This is a genomic window from Mesorhizobium sp. P2_E10 (assembly GCF_056404235.1).
The window spans coordinates 182,161-200,186 of the sequence record NZ_JBFUEK010000002.1 but is presented as its reverse complement, the minus strand read 5'-3'; the positions used below and the strand labels follow the sequence as shown (position 1 = coordinate 200,186).

Annotated in this window: 22 protein-coding genes; 13 read left to right on the top strand and 9 right to left on the bottom strand. The window is 62.8% G+C overall.

Annotated features, from left to right (window positions below; genetic code table 11):
* The first annotated feature begins 135 nt into the window (after window positions 1-135).
* Window positions 136-2,244: an alpha/beta fold hydrolase gene (locus AC1D0N_RS05610; RefSeq protein ID WP_477242266.1), complete on the top strand. Its 2,109-nt coding sequence runs from the start codon at window positions 136-138 to the stop codon at window positions 2,242-2,244.
* Between the two features lie 40 nt (window positions 2,245-2,284).
* Here the strand turns inward: AC1D0N_RS05610 and AC1D0N_RS05605 are convergent, their stop codons facing one another.
* Window positions 2,285-2,851, bottom strand: a complete 567-nt coding sequence (locus tag AC1D0N_RS05605; protein ID WP_477242264.1) for a GNAT family N-acetyltransferase — start codon at window positions 2,849-2,851, stop codon at window positions 2,285-2,287.
* Window positions 2,852-2,927: 76 nt separating this feature from the next.
* Window positions 2,928-3,542 carry a LysE family translocator gene (locus AC1D0N_RS05600; RefSeq protein WP_477242262.1) on the bottom strand — a complete coding sequence of 205 codons (615 nt, stop codon included), beginning with the start codon at window positions 3,540-3,542 and terminating at the stop codon, window positions 2,928-2,930.
* Window positions 3,543-3,719: 177 nt separating this feature from the next.
* Between AC1D0N_RS05600 and AC1D0N_RS05595 the strand changes: the two genes are divergently transcribed.
* From AC1D0N_RS05595 to AC1D0N_RS05580, 4 genes are all read left to right on the top strand, one after another.
* Window positions 3,720-4,100, top strand: a complete 381-nt coding sequence (locus AC1D0N_RS05595; RefSeq protein WP_477242260.1) for an ArsR/SmtB family transcription factor — start codon at window positions 3,720-3,722, stop codon at window positions 4,098-4,100.
* Window positions 4,097-4,630, top strand: coding sequence for an SRPBCC family protein (locus AC1D0N_RS05590; protein WP_477242258.1), 534 nt, complete (start codon window positions 4,097-4,099; stop codon window positions 4,628-4,630). The genes AC1D0N_RS05595 and AC1D0N_RS05590 overlap by 4 nt, the downstream gene beginning before the upstream one ends.
* 58 nt (window positions 4,631-4,688) lie before the next feature.
* On the top strand, window positions 4,689-5,162 hold the full coding sequence (locus tag AC1D0N_RS05585) for an SRPBCC family protein (RefSeq protein WP_477242256.1): 474 nt from the start codon (window positions 4,689-4,691) through the stop codon (window positions 5,160-5,162).
* A gap of 97 nt (window positions 5,163-5,259) precedes the next feature.
* A complete protein-coding gene (locus AC1D0N_RS05580) occupies window positions 5,260-5,838 on the top strand; it encodes a dihydrofolate reductase family protein (RefSeq protein ID WP_477242254.1) in 579 nt (192 codons plus the stop codon).
* Between the two features lie 72 nt (window positions 5,839-5,910).
* On the opposite strand, the gene AC1D0N_RS05575 is transcribed toward AC1D0N_RS05580, so the two are convergent.
* Window positions 5,911-6,066, bottom strand: coding sequence for a hypothetical protein (locus tag AC1D0N_RS05575; RefSeq protein WP_477242252.1), 156 nt, complete (start codon window positions 6,064-6,066; stop codon window positions 5,911-5,913).
* Window positions 6,067-6,333: 267 nt separating this feature from the next.
* Between AC1D0N_RS05575 and AC1D0N_RS05570 the strand changes: the two genes are divergently transcribed.
* Window positions 6,334-7,059, top strand: coding sequence for an SOS response-associated peptidase (locus AC1D0N_RS05570; RefSeq protein WP_477242250.1), 726 nt, complete (start codon window positions 6,334-6,336; stop codon window positions 7,057-7,059).
* Here AC1D0N_RS05570 and AC1D0N_RS05565 read toward each other — a convergent pair.
* Window positions 7,056-7,316 (bottom strand): hypothetical protein, encoded by a 261-nt coding sequence (locus AC1D0N_RS05565; protein WP_477242249.1) that lies wholly within the window; start codon window positions 7,314-7,316, stop codon window positions 7,056-7,058. The genes AC1D0N_RS05570 and AC1D0N_RS05565 overlap by 4 nt on opposite strands.
* A 3-nt stretch (window positions 7,317-7,319) precedes the next feature.
* Complete coding sequence (locus AC1D0N_RS05560) at window positions 7,320-7,580, bottom strand: hypothetical protein (RefSeq protein WP_477242247.1); 261 nt, start codon at window positions 7,578-7,580, stop codon at window positions 7,320-7,322.
* A 134-nt stretch (window positions 7,581-7,714) separates the two neighbouring features.
* Here AC1D0N_RS05560 and AC1D0N_RS05555 point away from each other — a divergent pair, with 134 nt between their 5' ends.
* The 3 genes from AC1D0N_RS05555 (at window position 7,715) to AC1D0N_RS05545 (ending at window position 10,102) form a co-directional block, all read left to right on the top strand.
* Window positions 7,715-7,900: a hypothetical protein gene (locus AC1D0N_RS05555; RefSeq protein WP_477242245.1), complete on the top strand. Its 186-nt coding sequence runs from the start codon at window positions 7,715-7,717 to the stop codon at window positions 7,898-7,900.
* A gap of 358 nt (window positions 7,901-8,258) precedes the next feature.
* Window positions 8,259-8,816, top strand: coding sequence for an OsmC family protein (locus AC1D0N_RS05550; RefSeq protein WP_477242243.1), 558 nt, complete (start codon window positions 8,259-8,261; stop codon window positions 8,814-8,816).
* 56 nt (window positions 8,817-8,872) lie between these two features.
* A complete protein-coding gene (locus AC1D0N_RS05545; protein WP_477242241.1) occupies window positions 8,873-10,102 on the top strand; it encodes an NAD(P)-binding domain-containing protein in 1,230 nt (409 codons plus the stop codon).
* 71 nt (window positions 10,103-10,173) lie between these two features.
* Here the strand turns inward: AC1D0N_RS05545 and AC1D0N_RS05540 are convergent, their stop codons facing one another.
* From AC1D0N_RS05540 to AC1D0N_RS05525, 4 genes are all read right to left on the bottom strand, one after another.
* The gene (locus AC1D0N_RS05540) at window positions 10,174-10,623 is read right to left on the bottom strand and encodes a CoA-binding protein (protein ID WP_181060517.1); all 450 of its coding nucleotides are present in this window, start codon (window positions 10,621-10,623) and stop codon (window positions 10,174-10,176) included.
* Between the two features lie 5 nt (window positions 10,624-10,628).
* Window positions 10,629-11,000, bottom strand: a complete 372-nt coding sequence (locus AC1D0N_RS05535) for a 2Fe-2S iron-sulfur cluster-binding protein (protein WP_181060481.1) — start codon at window positions 10,998-11,000, stop codon at window positions 10,629-10,631.
* Window positions 10,997-12,352: a selenium-binding family protein gene (locus tag AC1D0N_RS05530; protein ID WP_477242239.1), complete on the bottom strand. Its 1,356-nt coding sequence runs from the start codon at window positions 12,350-12,352 to the stop codon at window positions 10,997-10,999. The genes AC1D0N_RS05535 and AC1D0N_RS05530 overlap by 4 nt, the downstream gene beginning before the upstream one ends.
* A gap of 251 nt (window positions 12,353-12,603) precedes the next feature.
* Complete coding sequence (locus AC1D0N_RS05525) at window positions 12,604-13,641, bottom strand: LacI family DNA-binding transcriptional regulator (RefSeq protein ID WP_477242237.1); 1,038 nt, start codon at window positions 13,639-13,641, stop codon at window positions 12,604-12,606.
* Window positions 13,642-13,927: 286 nt separating this feature from the next.
* Here AC1D0N_RS05525 and AC1D0N_RS05520 point away from each other — a divergent pair, with 286 nt between their 5' ends.
* The 4 genes from AC1D0N_RS05520 to AC1D0N_RS05505 all read left to right on the top strand — a co-directional run bounded on the left by AC1D0N_RS05520 (window position 13,928) and on the right by AC1D0N_RS05505 (window position 18,021).
* Window positions 13,928-14,947 (top strand): sterol desaturase family protein, encoded by a 1,020-nt coding sequence (locus AC1D0N_RS05520; RefSeq protein ID WP_477242235.1) that lies wholly within the window; start codon window positions 13,928-13,930, stop codon window positions 14,945-14,947.
* Window positions 14,948-15,044: 97 nt separating this feature from the next.
* Window positions 15,045-16,025, top strand: coding sequence for a sugar ABC transporter substrate-binding protein (locus AC1D0N_RS05515; protein WP_477242233.1), 981 nt, complete (start codon window positions 15,045-15,047; stop codon window positions 16,023-16,025).
* 224 nt (window positions 16,026-16,249) lie between these two features.
* Window positions 16,250-17,197 carry an ABC transporter permease gene (locus tag AC1D0N_RS05510; protein ID WP_477243093.1) on the top strand — a complete coding sequence of 316 codons (948 nt, stop codon included), beginning with the start codon at window positions 16,250-16,252 and terminating at the stop codon, window positions 17,195-17,197.
* A complete protein-coding gene (locus AC1D0N_RS05505) occupies window positions 17,197-18,021 on the top strand; it encodes an ATP-binding cassette domain-containing protein (RefSeq protein WP_477242231.1) in 825 nt (274 codons plus the stop codon). Before AC1D0N_RS05510 ends, AC1D0N_RS05505 begins: the two co-directional genes overlap by 1 nt.
* The last annotated feature ends 5 nt before the right edge of the window (window positions 18,022-18,026 follow it).

Below are 18,026 nucleotides of genomic sequence, written 5' to 3'. Positions count from 1 at the left end.
TCCTCCCGCACCGTGAGAAACGCGGCGGAACCAGCGTGATGGAATCGTGAAAAGCGCCACGCAGGCAGAAACACGGTTGAAATAGAGACCGCGACGCGAAAGGATCGCCGCCAAATTGTGGCTGTGGCGGATCCGATGACGGCGCCTCATCTTTATCTACTGGGTGGTTTCGACTTTGCCGGTGTCGGGGCCGCGGTCCCGGCCCTTAGCCGCAAGGCGCGGGCGATGGTGGCTTACCTCGCGTTGCAGTCCGGACACTGGCAGTCGCGCGAGAAGCTCGGCGCCCTTTTTTGGGGTGGCAACAGCGAGACCCAGGCCCGGATGAACCTCCGGCAGGCGGTATCGGTCGTCAGCAAAGTCATGCAGGCGTCCGGCAGCGGGCGCTTCCTGAAGGACGGCGACAACATTGCCTTCCTTCTCGATGGCCTTGATTTCGACGTCGCGCAGTTCGAGGTGCTGGCCGTCAGCTCGGCGCCCGACGACCTCGAACGGGCACTTGTCATCTATCGCGGCGACCTGCTTGACGGCTTCGGCCTGAAGGAGGAGCCGTTCGAGGATTGGCTGCGGGTCGAACGGGAACGCCTGAGGGCGATGGCCGTCGCGGCACTGGACAAGCTCGTCTCGCACTATTGCGTGACCAACGATCCCGCCTCATGCGTGCGGGCCGCAACGCGCCTGTTGTCCATCGAGCCGCTGAGGGAGGACATCCACCGCGCCCTGATGCGAGCCTATGCGGCCCAGGGCCGGATCAACCTCGCGCTGAGGCAATATGAGAATTGTCGCGGTGCGTTACAGCGGGAGCTTCATCTGCAGCCCGAGCCCGAGACAAGACATTTGCACGAGATGCTGCGGGCCCGCCGCACGACATCGCCGCGTCCGGCTTCGGCCTCCGAGCCGTCGCGCGTCCAGGCCGAGGCAAGCGGCGAGCCCCTGCGCCCGTCGACCCACTATGTAAAATCCGCCGGGGTCAACATCGCCTATCAGGTGACCGGCGACGGGCCGATCGACCTGATCTTTGTGCCTGGATGGGTCTCCAATCTCGACCTTGCCTGGGCCTCGCCACGGCTTTCGCATGTGTTCCAGCGCCTCGGCGGCTTCTGCCGCTTGATCCGCATGGACAAGCACGGCACGGGGCTGTCCGACCGCAATGTCGGTTTGCCGACCCTGGAAGAGCGGATGGAGGACATGCGGGCCGTGCTGGATGCGGTCGGCTCGAAGCGCACGGTTCTGTTCGGCAGTTCCGAGGGCGGCCCCATGTGCATTCTGTTCGCGGCGACCTATCCCGAGCGCACGGCGGCACTTGTGCTCAACGGAACCTATGCCAGGGGCAGGTGGTCGAAGGATTACCCGTGGGCAAGGACGGCCGAGCAGGTGGAAGAAGACCTAGCCACCATCGAGAGACAGTGGGGAGAGCCGGCGGACATGGGCAATGCGGCCCCCAGCCTGATGAACGACACGTTCGAAAGAGAATGGTTCGCCGCTTACCTCAGGAATTCAGCCTCGCCCGCCGAGGCGATCTCACTCTGGCGCTGGGGAACCGAAATCGATGTTCGCGACATCCTGCCTGTCATTCATGTTCCGACACTGATCGTTCAGACGACGGGCGACCGCTGGGTCAAACGGGAAGAAGGACTCTACCTGGCAACGCATATTGAAGGCGCCAGATATATCGAGCTGACCGGCCGGGATCACGTGATCTGGGGCGAGAATTCCGATCGCCTCGTCGGCGAGATCCAGGCTTTCGTCACCCGCGCCTTGCCGGCAGCGTCGGGCGAAGGGGTTCTGGTGTCGGTGCTGTCGCTGGAGATAGGCGGCCAGCCATCTGATGCAGGTACAGATCTGATCGAGCGACACGCCGAGGATATCCGTGGCGAACTGCTCGCTGCCGAAGGCCGCCAGATCAGGCGCTCGGCAAGCGGATTCCTCGCCGTGTTCCAACGGCCGACGCGGGCAATCCAGTGCGCAATCGCCATCCGCCATCGCCTGCGGCATTCCGATCTGGATGTCCGGTCGGCAGTCCACACCGGCGAATGCGAGGAGCGCGGCAATGACTTCACCGGCATCGCGATCGAGCTGTCATCGCGGTTGCTCGACCATGCGCGGCCGGGCGAGATCATCGCATCGCGAACGGTGCGCGATCTCGTGGTCGGCTCCGGGCTGGTATTCGAAGAGCATGGCGAGATGGAAGCAAGCGGGCTGCCGGGCAGCCTGCAGCTCTTTTCCGTGAGGGAGCCGCTGGTCTGACGCCGGGCCGATGGCTGCCTGCAGGCGCCGCACTCGCTGCCTAGCCCTTCGCCATCACAACCTTGCTGACCAGCCAGCGGTGCTTGCCAAGGCGGCGGGCGCGCTCAAAACCCTGGCGCTCGAACATGGCAAGCGTTGCATTGTGCAGGAAGGCGCCGGGGACCGACCGTCCTTCCGCATCCTCGGGGTAGCTTTCCACCGTCCCGCCGCCGAGACGGCCGATTTCCTGGACGGCGCCTTCGAGCGCGGCGGCCGCGACGCCCTTGCCGCGGTATGACTTGTCGACGAAGAAACAGGTGATCCGCCAATCCGGAAGGCTCACCAGTCCTTCGCGATAGGCACGCTGGTGCTTGATGCGCGGCAGCTCTTCCGTCGGGCCGAACTGGCACCAGCCGACGCAGGCCGGCCCATCGAAGATGAGGGCAGCGTGGGCGCGGCCCTCGCGCACCCTGGCTTCCTTCTCCACGCGGTTTTGCACGGCGCCAACGCCTTTGGCGTGGAAGGCCATGCACCAGCAGCCGCCCCAGATGCCATTGTGTCTTTCGACTAGCGCGGCGAAGTCAGGCCAGGTGGTTTCATCAAGAGGTTTTACGCTGAAGCCGGTCATCGTCGTCTCATTCGGCTCGGCACGATAGCCGATTTGCCGGTCTTTTGCAGTCCAGCGTTAGGCGACGGTCGGGGCCCTAATTTCTGAAGGCGATCGTCGCGGCGGCGCCACCCATGCACACGGCAGCGCCGCGATTGAACAGCCGGGTGGCGCGCGGCGATTGCAGGGTCCGGCGGGTTCTCGCCCCGGCGATGGCAAACGGGAACTGAACGGCGGCCAGGATGATTGCGGTGATTGCCAGGAGAATGGGGACATCCATCGACGACAACGCGTGGATGTCGACGACTGTCGGCAGGATGGAAATATAAAACAGGACGGATTTGGGATTGCCCAGCGTGATCAGGACACCCGAAACAAACGCGTTCTTGCCACTCTTGACCGAGCCCGCGTCGGCGCCGTCGAACGTTTCGCCGGACCGCCAGAACTGCACCGCCAGCCAGCAGAGATAGGCCACGCCCGCCCATTTGATCGCGATCAGCAGAAAGCTGAAGGTCTCCGCTATGAACGCCAGGCCGGCGAGCACCGTGGCGAGATAAAGCACGTCGCCCAGGACCATGCCGGCGGTCACCCAGGCGGCTTGCCGATATCCGCTTTTCAAGGCCTGCGCGACAATGGCAACGATCTGCGGACCGGGAATGATCGCGGCGATTGCCAGCGCGCCCGAGTAAGCAACAAAGCCCGACAACGTCATGGTCCGCAAACGCCTCCTAGCGAGTGGAAGCGCCGACAATCCGATCGCTGGCCAGCCCCTGTCAATCCCATGAGCGGAACGATGCCGCCGCTTTGATACGGCTGAACCGCCTCGGTCGCTCAAAATCATTCAACCAAACGGTTGACTATCTGAAAGCGCATCTCTATATTCAACTACATGGTTGAATTAGAGACGCCACAGATGGATCAGGTCTTTCACGCCCTCGGCGACGCCACGCGCCGGCACATGCTTCGCGACCTCGCCGGCGGCGAGCGCACGGTGAGCCAGCTGGCCGAGCCCTTTGCGATGTCGCTGGCCGCGGCCTCCAAGCATATCAAGGCGCTGGAGCATGCCGGGCTGATCCGGCGCGAGGTGCGCGGCCGCACGCATGTCTGCCGGCTCGAAGCCGGGCCGCTGGCCAGCGCCCACGAATGGCTGAGCTTCTACGAGCGCTTCTGGACCAGCCGTCTCGATGTCCTCGAACAGCTTCTGCGCGACGAGATCGCGCGCAAACCCCCTTCCCCGCCAACAACACCATCCAAGGGAGACGACAAATGAACCAGATGAAAACGCTCGATGGCTATGGCGAACTGATCGAGCCCGCCACCTTGAAGATCGAACGGCTCTTGCCCGGCACCATCGAGCGCGTCTGGGAATATCTGACGCAGAGCGATTTGCGCCGCCAGTGGCTGGCGGCGGGCGAGATGGAGATGAAGGCCGGCACGTCCTTCGAGCTTACCTGGCGCAATGACGAACTGACCGACCCACCCGGCGAGCGCCCGGCCGGTTTTGGCGACGAGCACCGCATGCAGAGTCGGATTGTCGAGTGCGATCCGCCGCGCAAGCTGACCATCGCCTGGAGCGGCAGCGGCAACGTCTCGTTCGAGCTGGCGCCCAGGGGCGATGAGGTGCTGCTTACCGTCATCCACCGCCGCCTGGCCGACCGCTCGAGCCTGCTGATGCACGTTGCCGGCTGGCACATGCATCTCGACATTCTCGCCGCCCGCGTGGCGGCCAGGACGCCGGAACCGTTCTGGGACGGCTGGAGCCGCCTGATGACGGACTACGACCGGCGCCTGCCGGCCTGACGAACGCATGGATTTGGAACCCTACCTGCCCACGGGCACAACGCAACAGGAGACAGTCATGACCAGCTTCACCACCGCCTTCACCGTCGACCAGACCCCGGATGCAGCCTTCGCCGCCATCACCAATGTTCGCGGCTGGTGGTCGGAAGACATCAAGGGGCCCACCGACAAGGCCGGCGAGGTGTTCGACTATCGCTATCGGGATCTGCACCGCTGCAAGATCAAGGTGACGGAGCTCATCCCCGGCAAAAAGGTCGCCTGGCGCGTGCTGGAGAATTATTTCAGCTTTACCGAGGACAAGACCGAATGGACGGGCACCGACATCCTCTTCGACATCGCAGAAAAAGACGGCAAGACCGAAGTCCGCTTCACGCACCAGGGCCTGGTTCCGGACTATGAGTGCTACGACGCCTGCTCGGACGGCTGGAGCACCTACATCAACGGCAGCCTGAAGAGCCTGATTGCATCGGGCAAGGGCCACCCCAATCTCGGGGAACCGATGACCGACAGCGAGCGCGCGCTCGTCGCCTAGATAATCCGCCGCCCGGTTCAACCGGGCGAGCCATCCCCTTCCCACATCCTGAAACGATCAAACGTGCTTGCTCCGCGCAAGCCTGATGGAGAACGTCATGCGCAAAATGATCACCGGAATGAAGATTTCCGTCGACGGCAAGATGGAGGGACCCGAGGGCTACGCCGACTGGGTCGATGCCTGGTCGGAGGAATACGGCCTGATGCCGCAAATCGACGCCTGCCTGCTCGGCGGCGTCATGTATGCCGGCTACGAGCGCTATTGGAGCGCGATCCAGCAGAACGAGCCGGACCAGCCGCTGCCGATGACCGGCAAACTGGTCAACCCGGCCGAGCTGATATGGGCCCGCTTCGCCGCAAAAACCCCGCACTATGTGCTGTCAAACAGCATGACTTCGGCAGCCTGGCCGACGACCCGCTTCGTACGCAATCTCGACGACATCGCGGCGCTGAAAGAGCAACCCGGCAAGGACATCTACCTGATGGGCGGCGCCAGGATTACGGCGAGCCTGATCGATGCCGGGCTGGTCGATGAAATGCGGCTGATCGTCTATCCGCTGCTTGCCGGCGACGGCAAGGCGCTGTTCGGCGCGGCGCACAATCGTCGCGGGCTCGAGCTGCGCAGGGTCGAGAAACTGTCGGATGGGCGTGTGAGCCTGGTGTACGGGATTGGCTGACGGGCCTCGATCCAAAACCGAAAGTCGGCGTGGCTGCGCTGACCTTCGGCCCGACAGAGCCACCGCCTCGCCTTAGAACGGCAGGCGGATTTCGTCGGATTCGACCGTCCTCGGCCAGCCGATGTCCTTCCGGATTTCCGGCGGCAAGTCGTTCAATGCCCGCATGGTTTTCTTGCGCTTGCTGGCGCGTTTGAGAGCCGCTCCAAGGCGGCCAAGTCTCCTGAACATCGATATCCTCCATATCGCAGCGACAGAACCAGCAGCGCCGCCCCGTCGCATTGCGCCGGTTTTGCGATGTGTCTGTATCCGGTCGATTGCGCGAGAACGGTGAAAGACTTCACAAAACCGGGCATGCTTGAAACATTTGCATGCAAACTAATCTGGGCTGGGGAATTGGGGCGTCGGCTGAGGCGGTCTGTCACCAATCGGTCGGGCAAGGCTGGAAATCCCCTGCCCTTTCCAACAAGATGCGGCGACATCCGGGAAGGCCGTGGCATGTGCAACCTCTACAACATCACCACCAGCCAGGAGGCAATCCGCCAATGGACACATACCTTGCGCGATATCCTCGGCAATCTCGAACCCTCCATCGACATCTATCCCAACCAAGCCGGCCCGGTGGTACGCAACGCGGCGGACGGGCAGCGCGAGCTGGCCAATCTGCTGTGGGGCATGCCGACGCCGATCGAGCGGGTGAAGGGCAAGGCAGACTACGGCACCACCAACATCCGCAACCCGCAATATGGCCACTGGCAGCAATATCTCGGCGTGGAGAACCGCTGCGTGGTGCCGCTCACCAGCTTTGCCGAGCCGAGCCCGACGCCCGGCGACAAGGACCCTGAGACAGGCATCCAGCGCAATGTCTGGTTCGCACGCGGCGAAGAGCGGCCGCTGTTCTTCTTCGCCGGCCTGTGGACGCGCTGGCAAGGCATCCGCAAGGTGAAGGACGGCCCGGGCGACTTCGAGCTCTATGGCTTCCTCACCACCAAGCCCAATGCGCTGATCGCGCCGATCCACGAAAAGGCGATGCCGGTGATCCTGACCACGCCGGAGGAAACCGAGACATGGCTGACCGCGCCGTGGTCTGAAGCAAGGCATTTGCAGCGCACCGCCCCTGATGACGCGTTGGTGATTGTCGAGAAGCCGGCGACGCAGATCAAGTTCCCGCCGCAGGCACCACCGCAAACACCGCCGGCGCCGGTGCAGGGCTCGCTGTTCTAAAGCTTGAACTTCTGCAGCACCCAGACGTAGCCCTTCGGCGGATGGTCCTGGTCGATGAACTGCGTCCGCACCGTCGTGTCCGTTCGGCTGCAGCGCTTGCACCTGAAGCGGATGGCTTCCAGCGGCTTGTTCCAGCCCGCCACCTTGGCCACCTCGTTGGCGCGGAAGCGGCCGACATGGTAGCAGTGACCGCACTCGACAATGAGCAGCATGTTGGCCTTGGCCGCTCGCCCGACGCTGTCCATTGGCCCGGCCATGGCTCATTTCCGTTTATGATAATCCTGCGGCAGCGGCAGCAGACCGAGCCCGGCCGCGCGGAAATCGGGCTCCTTCTCCGCCACAACAGCCATCACCTCATGCAATTTGTCGGTCAGCCCGCTCAGCAGCCAGAACAGCTCGCCATTGGCCTTCAGGTGCAGTTGCGCCGCAAGCACTGTCTGGCGCAGGCGCAGCGCATCGTTGATGATTGCCTCCGCGTTGCTTGCAAACAAGCGGTCGTAGCGGCTGTTTCGTCTGCCCATCGCGGCTCTCCCTGCGAGCAACCGCCCCACCCCTTAGCAAATAGGAACGCATTCCTCGAGGAGTCAATTCGCTCTTGACATATTTGTTCCCTATTTGTTCACTATCCCCTAATAGGCCAATCGGAGACATCGCCATGGATCACATTGTGACGCTGGACAGCCGCCAGGAAGCCGCCCTGCAGGACATCGCCGACAGCTTCATCGCCCAGCAAAAGGGCGACGCGGTGAAGGCGCTGAAGGAGATGATCGTGCTGAACGGGCATCTGCAGGAAAGGCTGGATGCGGTGGAGAGTCGGCAAAGGCTAAGCACTCAGAGGTGATGGTACGCTGACGCGTATTCAATCGTGTCAAAAGTCGGCTTTGCACCCCGAAATTGACCTTACAGCCTTCTGGATGGCGTCCACGGCGGCGAACCAGCGGTCGGCAACGCCGTGAAGATCGCCGCGCGAAATGCAGTGGGCCAACTTGCTGGCGCCCTCCAAGAACCAACGCCGACAGGACACGCAGGGCACCCTGTATGGCGCAACTCGGTACATGAGGGCGACCATGCCGCTGCCGAAACACCTTGTAGAAACGCGTCGCTGCCCATACCATGCCAGGTCTTGGTGAAATCTGATCAGGAGGTCAGTGGAATCGGTCGGGTTTTTGAGCCAGTGCAAGGTAGGGAGGATAATAATTATGGCTTCCGAAGTACAGGCAAACAATGGCGTTAACGTAGAGGCGCTGCTCGCCGCAAAAGAAGCGCTTACCAATGCCCCGGAGGCGGCGCAGTTCAAGTGGCGCGCGGCCTGCGAATGGAAGGACGGCACCCACAGCCACTCGACGGTCGAGAGTTTTTACGGTCTCGGCCAGGACCAGCATCGCAAGACCACCTTCGCATTCGATGCCGACCATCCGGAGGTCTTCGCTTCCCTGGATCAGGGCGCCACGCCGGTCGAATACGTGCTGGTCGGGCTGGCCAGCTGCCTGACCGCCGGCATCGCCGCGGTTGCCCAGAACCGGAACATCCAGTTGAAGTCGGTGAAGGCGACCATCGAAGGCGACATGGATCTCGCCGGCATACTCGGCATCGACAGCGACGTGCGCAACGGCTTCAGCGGCATCACGGTGAGGTACAACATCGACGCCGACGCCAAGCAAGAAGACATCGAGGCTCTCGTCGCTCAGTCGCAAAAGCGATCGGCGGTCTATGACATTGTTACCAATCCGACGAACGTCACGGTCGTGGTGAACTGAAAGGCGCTTCGAGCCGTAGACTCTCCTGAGAGGGCGCGATTAGTTCCGTCACCACAGTGATCGTCGGCGCAGGGCACGCGGGGCTCGCGATGAGCCGCTGCCTCGCGGAGCGCTCTATCGACCATGTGCTGCTGGAGCGCGGCGAGATCGCCCATACCTGGCGCACCGAGCGATGGGATTCGCTGCGGCTGCTCACCCCGAACTGGCAGAGCCGGCTGCCGGGCTTCCGCTATGACGGCGACGACCCCGACGGCTACCGAACGATGCCTGAGGTGATCGACTTCCTCGGGAACTATGCCAAGGCGATCTCGGCTCCGGTCAGAACCCACACGACCGTTACCTCGGTTCGCAGCGACGGGGCGGGATATCTCGTGCGCACGGACCGTGGCGAGTGGCGGTGCCGGACTGTGGTGCTGGCGTCGGGCGCTTGCAACATCGCGCGCCTGCCCGATTTCGCCGTCCGCGTGCCGCCGTCGGTCGCCATGCTGACGGCGCAGTCCTACCGCAATCCGGGCCAGATCGCCGACGGTGGCGTGCTGGTGGCGGGCGCGTCGGCCAGCGGCACCCAGATCGCTCAGGAGCTGCAGCGTTCGGGGCGCCAAGTGACCCTGTCGGTGGGCGAGCACATCCGGGCGCCCCGCGTCTATCGCGGCAAGGACCTGGAATGGTGGATGGACGCTGCCGGCGTGCTCGACGAGCGCTACGACGAGGTCGACGACATCAGACGGGCGCGACGGGTTCCTTCGCTGCAGCTTGCCGGCACGCGAGACCGCACCACCCTCGACCTCAATGCGTTGGTCGACATCGGCGTCAGGCTCGTCGGCCGTCTCGCCGGCATCACCGAAGATGGCAAGGCCCAGTTTGCGGGGTCGTTGCGCAACATGTGCGCGCTTTCCGATCTCAAGATGGCCCGACTGCTCGACCTCATCGACGAATGGGCCCGCACCAACGGCCTGGACGCGACCGTCGGGCCGCCGGATCGCCTGCCGCCGACCCGTGTCGAGGACAGCCCGCCGCTCGGCCTCGACCTCGCCGCAGGCGCGATCAGGACGATCGTCTGGGCCACCGGCTACCGGCCGGACTACTCCTGGCTGGAGCTGCCGGTCCTCGACCGCAAGGGCTACGTCCGTCACGACGGCGGGGTTGCTGACTATCCGGGCCTGTACCTGATGGGGATGCAGTTCCTGCGCCGCCGCAAGTCCGCGCTGATCGACGGCGCCGGCGACGACGCGCGTGATCTCAGCGACCATCTGGCATCGTACCTCAGGCAGAATTCAATGAGCTAGCAGCATCATCGTCCAGGACCGGAGGGAACAGGTTGATTGCCGCGACAACTCGGAATTCCGTGAGCCTGCAATCATATTCCCAAGTGCAACTTCGGCTTCCAGAAGGGGCGGAACAACTCGATCTTGGGACAGCGGTTCATCACAACTTTCAAGCCCGCTTCCTCCGCCAACCGGGCGGCAGCGTCATCGCGCACCCCAATCTGACCCCACAAAACCTTGGCATTGATTGCAATGGCCTCCTGTGCAACCTCCAGCAAATCCTCAGAGCGGCGAAAAACCTCAACCATATCTACGGGCCGGTCGATGGCCGCCAGTGACGGGTACACCTTAAGCCCGCGAATTTCATCCAGACCGGAACTGGGGTTGACCGGGATCATGTCATAGCCGGTCTCGTGCAGCACCCTGAGAACACCATAGGAAAACTTGGTCTTATCGGGGCTCGCCCCCACCATCGCGATGGTTTTGACCGACTTCAGAATGTCTTGCAGATAAGCCTCCGAATAGGGCTCATCATGATTCATATAGGTCATTTCTTTGCTTCCAATGGGGTCGCAATATCGGCTTTCAATTCATGTGCGGCCAAGGGGTCAAGGAAGGGGTTGCGATAGAGCTTGTCGTGGCTCTCAACGCCGACCTCCAGCGTGCAGTCGCTCATGGGGCGGGCGACGCAGAGGATTATGTAGCCATTGTTGATCTGGCGGTTGTTCAGCGCCCGCTGCGCCTTTTGATCGACCTTGCCGCTGATCATCTTGGCTGCACAGGTGATGCAGCCGCCATACTTGCAGCCGTAGGGCAGGTCCACACCCTGCTCGCGCAGGCTTTGCAAAAGCGGCTTGCGCCGGTCGACGTCAAAGGCCGCACCGCCTTGATTGGCGAGAGTGATGGTGAAGCTGGTCATACCCAGATGTCGCTCGTGCAATCACCGCCGGGATAACGGGTTTCGTGGCAGCGGCTTGGTCCATTTGGTTCCTTGCCAAAATCAACGACAAATCGCGGATCAATTTCCATGCCACCGTTTTCCGTATCGCAATTGACCATCAGCATGCATCCGCCATTGGTGCGGATTTCCGGATAGAACTGGTTGTCCCAGGTCGAGAAGAGCGAGGTCGTCACATAGAGTCGCTTGCCGTCGAGGCTGAGCTGTATCATCTGCGGCCCGCCAGTCACTTTCACGCCATTGACCTCAGGCGCACGGCCGAGAAGGCCGCCCATCCACACTTGTCCGGTAAGCTTGGCGTTGTGAGGGTCCGAGATGTCATACTGACGGATGTCGCCGTGCAGCCAGTTGCAGAGATAGAGGTACCTGTCGTCCATGCTGAGCAGAATGACTGAAATCACGCCCGGTATTGGAATCGGCCATTCGGGATGCGGCTCATTGCCAACATCGACAATTTTTTCCCATTGCCAGTCACCCGCCGCATCCTTCCACCAATGGATGATATTCGCCGAAAGGGCCGCGCCGACAAAGCCGTGACTGCTGTCGGGATCATGATGGAAGCGCACTTCCAGCGGGATCAGGCCATCTTCACCGAGATAAAATGTCTGCTTCGGCTCCTTCTTTTCAAAATCCCAGAGATGGATCTCCCGGCCATATTTCAGATGGCCAACCTCTTCCAGGTCAAAGCCAGGCATGAAGGTGTTGGGCGCGGCCCACTCCGAGCTGACCATTACGTTGTGTCGCGGCTGGTACCAGAAATCATAACCAAACTTGATACTGCCCATGGAGTTCTCCCAGCGGCCGACAATCTCGAACTCCTTGCTGAGTTGCAGATAGCCGCCGGGGGCATTGCCTTGAGCATCGCCAAGCATGGAAACGATGATGTCCGAGCCGAGGCAATGCACTGTGTGCGGTGCCGACAGATTGGTCCTGGCTTTGATGTCAGCGCCGTCTATGACCTTGAACAGCGTCGGGTTGCGCGGATCGGTAGCGCAATCGACAATATGCAGATTGGACGAGCGCACACCCGGCACAATCAGATATTTCCGCTCCATGCTCGCATCGCCATGGCACGACGAACAGGCATTCCAGCCCGAATGATGAAGCTCATCACCGATGCCCGGCATCTGCAAACGTGAAATCACCTGGCTGTAGGTCGAACTCTCCGGGTCGACATCGATGGTGCACAAATAGTCCGGCTTCTGAATGCCCGTGCCGGTGTAGATGGCAATCGTATAGAGCAGCTTTTCGCGAGGCGCCCTCATCGCCTCGGCAGGAGAAGCATAGCCCGGTCCACAGCAATGATTGGTCATGGGTACGTCCCCAATTTGAACAGATCACGGCCAACCCCAACGGGGTCAGGGTGGAATGTTAGTGCATGCTTGGCATTGGCGCTACGGCCGGGGTGGTCGGTGAAGCGCACCGTGATGGACAACCCGGCGACAGGGCGCCTACGGGACCGTCCAAGGCGAGCTTTTGTCCGGGCGAAACACTGGTGGGGCGATCGGAGATCGGTGCCTGGACCGAGCCCAAGGGAAAGCGCCCGGCTTTGCAATACGCCGCCCTAGATATTCTCCCGCGTATAAACCTCAAACGGCAAGATCGTCGTGACATTCCCCCCCTCGTTCGGAGCCGACACGGCGCGGACCATGCCAGTCAGCGCTTCGTGTGCGATGCGGGCGAGCGGGTGGGAGATGATGAAGGTCAGCGTGCCGTCGAGCAGCGCCGGTCGGGTCGAGTCCATCAGCTCGTAGCCGACGACGACGAGGCTGCCGGCCCGGCCGGTGGAGCGGAGCGCTGCAATGGCGCCGGTGATGCCGCCGCCGGCGACATAGAGGCCGCAGAGATCCGGATTTTCGCCGAGCAGTCTTTCGGTCATCTCCTGCGCGATGGCGCTGGATTCGAAGGTCAGCAGCGGCTCGAGCAGCGTGAATTCAGGCGCGTGCTCGCGGAAATAGGAGCGGAAGCCGCTCTCGTTCATTTCCTGGCAGCGGTAGCGATGATTGCCGACGAGGATGCCGAGCTTGCCGGGTGCCTTGCAGACGTGCTCGAACACCCAGGCTGCGGTGCGCCCGACCTTCCAGTTGTCGAGCCCGATGTAGCGCACATGGCCCGTCGCCGAGATCTGCGAGATCAGCGCAAACACCGGCACGTTGCGGGCATTGAGCGTATCGACCGCTTGCGTGACCAGCGGATGGACCGCGGCGACGACGCCGACGGCGTCGCATTCGGCGCCGAGCGCCAGCAGGCGCGCGGCAACGTTCTGCGGCGACAAATCGTCGAGAAACTCGGTGCGCAGCTCTATCTCGCAGTCGGGAATGGTCGGCGCCACCGCGCGTATCGCCTCGGCGATGTTGCGGTAGAAGGCGCGGCCGGGCTGGTGCAGCAGGAAGCCGAAGCGGTAGCGCGGCCGTGCCGCCGCGATGCGGCTGCGCAGCGCGCCCATGCCATAGAAACCGATTTGCTCGGCCGCCAGCCTGACGCGCTCGCGCGTGCCCTGGCGGACGGCGCCGGCGCCGCTCAGCACCCGGTTGACGGTGGCCACCGAAACGTTGGCCTCGGCGGCGACATCCCTGATCGTCGGCCGTTTGTTGTGATCCATTTCGTTTCATCCGCTTGGTGCAATTGATACTAAGATATCATCTATCGTGCCAAATTGATATGAATGACACAATCCAATTGGAACAAACATTCTATTCTTGATTCATTTTGGATCAAGATGTTTATCTCTGAAAAAGCAAGCAAGGCGGATGCACCGCCAGCCCAGGGATAGCAGCAGCACAGCGCAGACGGGTTTTCGCCCACCGCCTTCAGGCGGTGCGAGGCAGCGTGCGCGTGCGGCCCTCCCAGGGCATCGGCAGGTGCGGCATTGCGGGTGGAGGATTTGCATGGACGATCTGAAATACGGTGTGCGCGACAAGCGCGGCGACTGGAAGCCGAACGGGCGCATCGAGGCGGTGCCGCTTTGGAACTGGCCGCCGAAACTGCCAAAAATCCTGGCATGGCTGCCCGGCTATATCTGGCCGTGGAATGCCTTCCACATGGCCACCGCCATCATCTACTGGTTCTACGTCGTGCCCGGCGTCGAGACGATGAAGACCATCAGCTGGGGCTGGGCGCTGTGGCTCTACGCCGTCAACGCCGCGGCGATCCTGGTCTTCTACGGCATTTTCGAGCTGCGCTATTACATCAAGCGCGCTCAGGCGACGCGGTTCAAGTACAACCACAAATTCCCCGGCGACGCGCCGTCCGACGTCTTCTGGTTCCAGAGCCAGAACCTCGACAATTTCCTGCGCTCGTTCTTCATCACCATCCCGTTGTGGACAGTCGTCGAAGTCATTTTCCTGTGGTGCTTTGCCAATGGCTACGTGCCGTGGGTCGGCTGGCAGGACAACCCGGTCTATCTCGCGGCGCTGGTGCTAATCGCGCCGGCCATCCACGAGGTGCACTTCTTCTTCATCCACCGGCTGATCCACTGGGGTCCGCTCTATCGCTGGATCCATTCGGTCCACCACAATTCGATCAACCCCTCGCCCTGGTCGTCGCTGTCGATGCACCCGGTGGAAGGGTTCCTCTATCACGCGGTGGCCTTCTGGCACCTCATCATACCGTCCAATCCGATCGTTGCGCTGTTCCAGCTGCATGTCGCCGGCTTCGGCGCCGTCAATGGCCATCTCGGCTTCGACAAGCTTGAGGTGAGCGAGGACACGGCGGTCAACAGCCACGCCTACACGCACTACCTGCACCACAAATATTTCGAGGTGAACTATGGCGGCGACGGGTTGATCCCGCTCGATCGCTGGTTCGGCACCTGGCACGACGGCACCCGGGACGGCGACGCCGCGATGGACGCCCGCTTCCAGAAAAAGAAGGAACGCATGAACGCCAAGGCCGCGGCGAACCATTGATCAAGTGACACGGCGCGCAACGGGAGAGGTGCGCACCGGCAGATGAATTCAGAGTTTTTCTAAACCCGTCGGACGACGGCAACCGGGAGGAGACGACATGAAGCGTACAACGAAACTTTTGACGGCGATGATGACCGCGGCCGTGCTGGCGACGGGCGCCACTGCCGCAATGGCCGACGGGGCGAAGATCTTCGTCATCGGCGGCAAGGCGGACGACCCGTTCTGGTCGAAGGTCAAGAAGGGCGCGGACGATGCCGGCAAAGTCGCCGAACTGACGGGCGGCTCGGTGACATGGCTCGGTCCGCAGAACTACGACAATCTCGGCCCCGACGCCGCCAAGCTGATCCGCACCGCGCTCAGCCAGAAGCCGAGCGCGATCGTTGGCCCGGACTGGGTGCCCGAGGCCATGGATGACGCCTTCAAGGAAGTCGTTGCCGCCGGCGTGCCGCTCATCATCTACAATTCCGGCGGCATGGATGCAGCCAAGCGGCTCGGCGCCATGAACTATGTCGGCAACGAGGAATACGCGGCCGGCCTCGGCGGCGGCACCTATTTCGGCAGCCACGGCGCCAAGAACGTGCTGTGCGTCAACACGCTGCCAGGCTCAACCAACACCGAAGACCGTTGCAAGGGCATAGCCGACGCCATCGCCAAGAGCGGCGGCAAGTCCACCCAGCTGCCGCTGCCCTCCTCCAGCTTCGGCAACCCGACCGCGGTCGCCGAGGCGATCAAGGCCGCCGTGCTGAAGGACAACACCCTCGACGGCCTCATCACCATCAGCGCCGGTGACGCCAACAGTGCGGCCAACGCCATCAGCCAGGCCAGTGTCGGCGACAAGGTCAAGCTCGCTTCGTTCGACATGGACGAGACCGGCCTGCAGCGCATCAAGGACGGCACGCAGCTGTTCTCGATCGACCAGCAGCCTTACCTGCAGGGCTATCTCGCAGTGTCGCTGCTCAACGGCTTCGTCAACTATGGGCTCGATCTGCCGACCAAGCCGGTGCTGACCGGACCGGGGATCGTCGACGCCGCCAATGTCGACGCGACATTGGCTGGTGCGGCGGCCGGAGCCCGCTAACTTGCGCAAAATGAGTGTCCGGCCCATCCGCGGGCCGGACATCGCCGCCCGGCGCCCCTGACGAGGGCTGTGCGCCAGGGCCCCCATTGTTCAAGCCAGGGACCACTTCGATGACATCCCAAGCCCATGACCAACCCGCAGTGGTCGCGACTGCACCACCGCACTCCCCGATACCCTCGATCGGCAGCCTCGTGCGGCGACCCGAGGTCGGCTCGCTGATCGGCATGATCGCCGTGCTGGTGTTCTTCTCGATCTTCGGTGGCGCCAACTTCATGTCGGCCGGCGGTGCCGCCAGCTGGCTCAACGTCGCCTCGGAACTCGGCATCATCGCCCTCCCCGTCGGATTGCTGATGATCGCCGGACACCTCGATCTCTCGGTCGGATCGATGATCCCGGCCAGTTCGATGACCATTGCCATCATCTCGGGCCACTACGGGGCACCGATCATCGTCGGCATCCTCGCCGCGCTCGGTCTTGGCCTTGCCGTCGGCTTCATCAACGGGGTCCTGGTGATCCGCACCAAGGTACCGTCCTTCGTCGTCACGCTGGCAACGCTGTTTGCGCTGGCCGGCCTGACGCTCGGCCTTTCGATCATCCTGTCCGGCAGCACCAGTGTCGCACTGAAGAGCGGACCGATCGCCAAGATGGTGTTCGGCGACTATCTCGGCGGCAAGTTCCAGGTCACCCTGTTCTGGTGGATCGCCGTCGTCCTGATCGTCGGCTTCATCCTGAATTTCTCGCGCTTCGGCAACTGGATCCTGGCCATGGGCGGCGACGCCGTCAGCGCCCGCAATGCCGGCATACCGACCGACCGTGTCACCATCGCGCTGTTCATGAGCAGCGGCCTGTGTGCGGCCTTCGTCGGCATGTCGCAGGCGATCCTCTACAACAGCGCCCAGGTGGCGGCGGGGCAGTCGTTCATCTTCAACTCGATCATCGCGGTGGTCATCGGCGGCGTTCTGCTTACCGGCGGCTACGGCTCGGTGGTGGGCATCGTGCTCGGCACGCTGACCTTCTCGATCGTCAACCAGGGCATTTTCTACACCGGCTTCGACGCCAACTGGGCAAGCCTGATCATCGGCGTCCTGCTGCTCGCCGCCGTGCTGATGAACAACACTTTCCGCACCATGGCGCTGACCTACGCGCCGCGCACCAAATCGAGGGCACGCTAGTGACCACGCCCCTGCTCCGGCTGACCGGAATAAACAAGTCGTTCGGTCCGATCGACGTGCTTCATGACATCTCGCTCGAGGTCAACAGAGGCGAGGTGCTGTGCCTGCTCGGCGACAATGGCGCCGGCAAATCCACGCTGATCAAGATCCTCTCCGGCGTCCACAGGCCGACATCGGGGACCATGGAAATGGACGGCAAGGCGGTCGAATTCGGCAGCCCGCGCGATGCCAGCGACCATGGCATCGCGACGGTCCACCAGTTCGGCGGAACGTTCCCGCTGATGAGCATCGGCCGCTCCTTCTTCGTCGGCGCCGAGCCGACACGGCGCTGGGGTCCGCTCACCATCTACGACCGCAAGCGGGCCAACGAGACCGCCGTCACCGAGATGCGCCAGCTCGGCATCACCCGCATCGACGATGGCGATCGCCTGGTCGGCGGCCTGTCGGGCGGCGAGCGCCAGGCGCTGGCCATCGCACGCGCCGTCCATTTCGGCGCCAGCGTGCTGATCCTCGACGAGCCGACCGCGGCCCTTGGTGTCAAGGAGGCGGCGCATGTGCTGCGCATCGTCCTGCAGGCGCGCCGCAAGGGCATCGCGGTCATCTTCATCACCCACAATGTCGTGCATGCGCTGACCGTCGGCGACCACTTCGCCGTGCTCATCAGAGGCTCCAAGGCCGCCGATTTCCGCAAGGGTGAGAAAAGCCGCGAAGCGATCACCGACCTCATGGCCGGCGGCGAGCAGATGGCTGAGCTCGAAGCCGAGATCGAGAGCTTCTCGGCGACCAACGACGGGCATGCGCCGCGCGACGGGGCGCATGCGTGAACCCA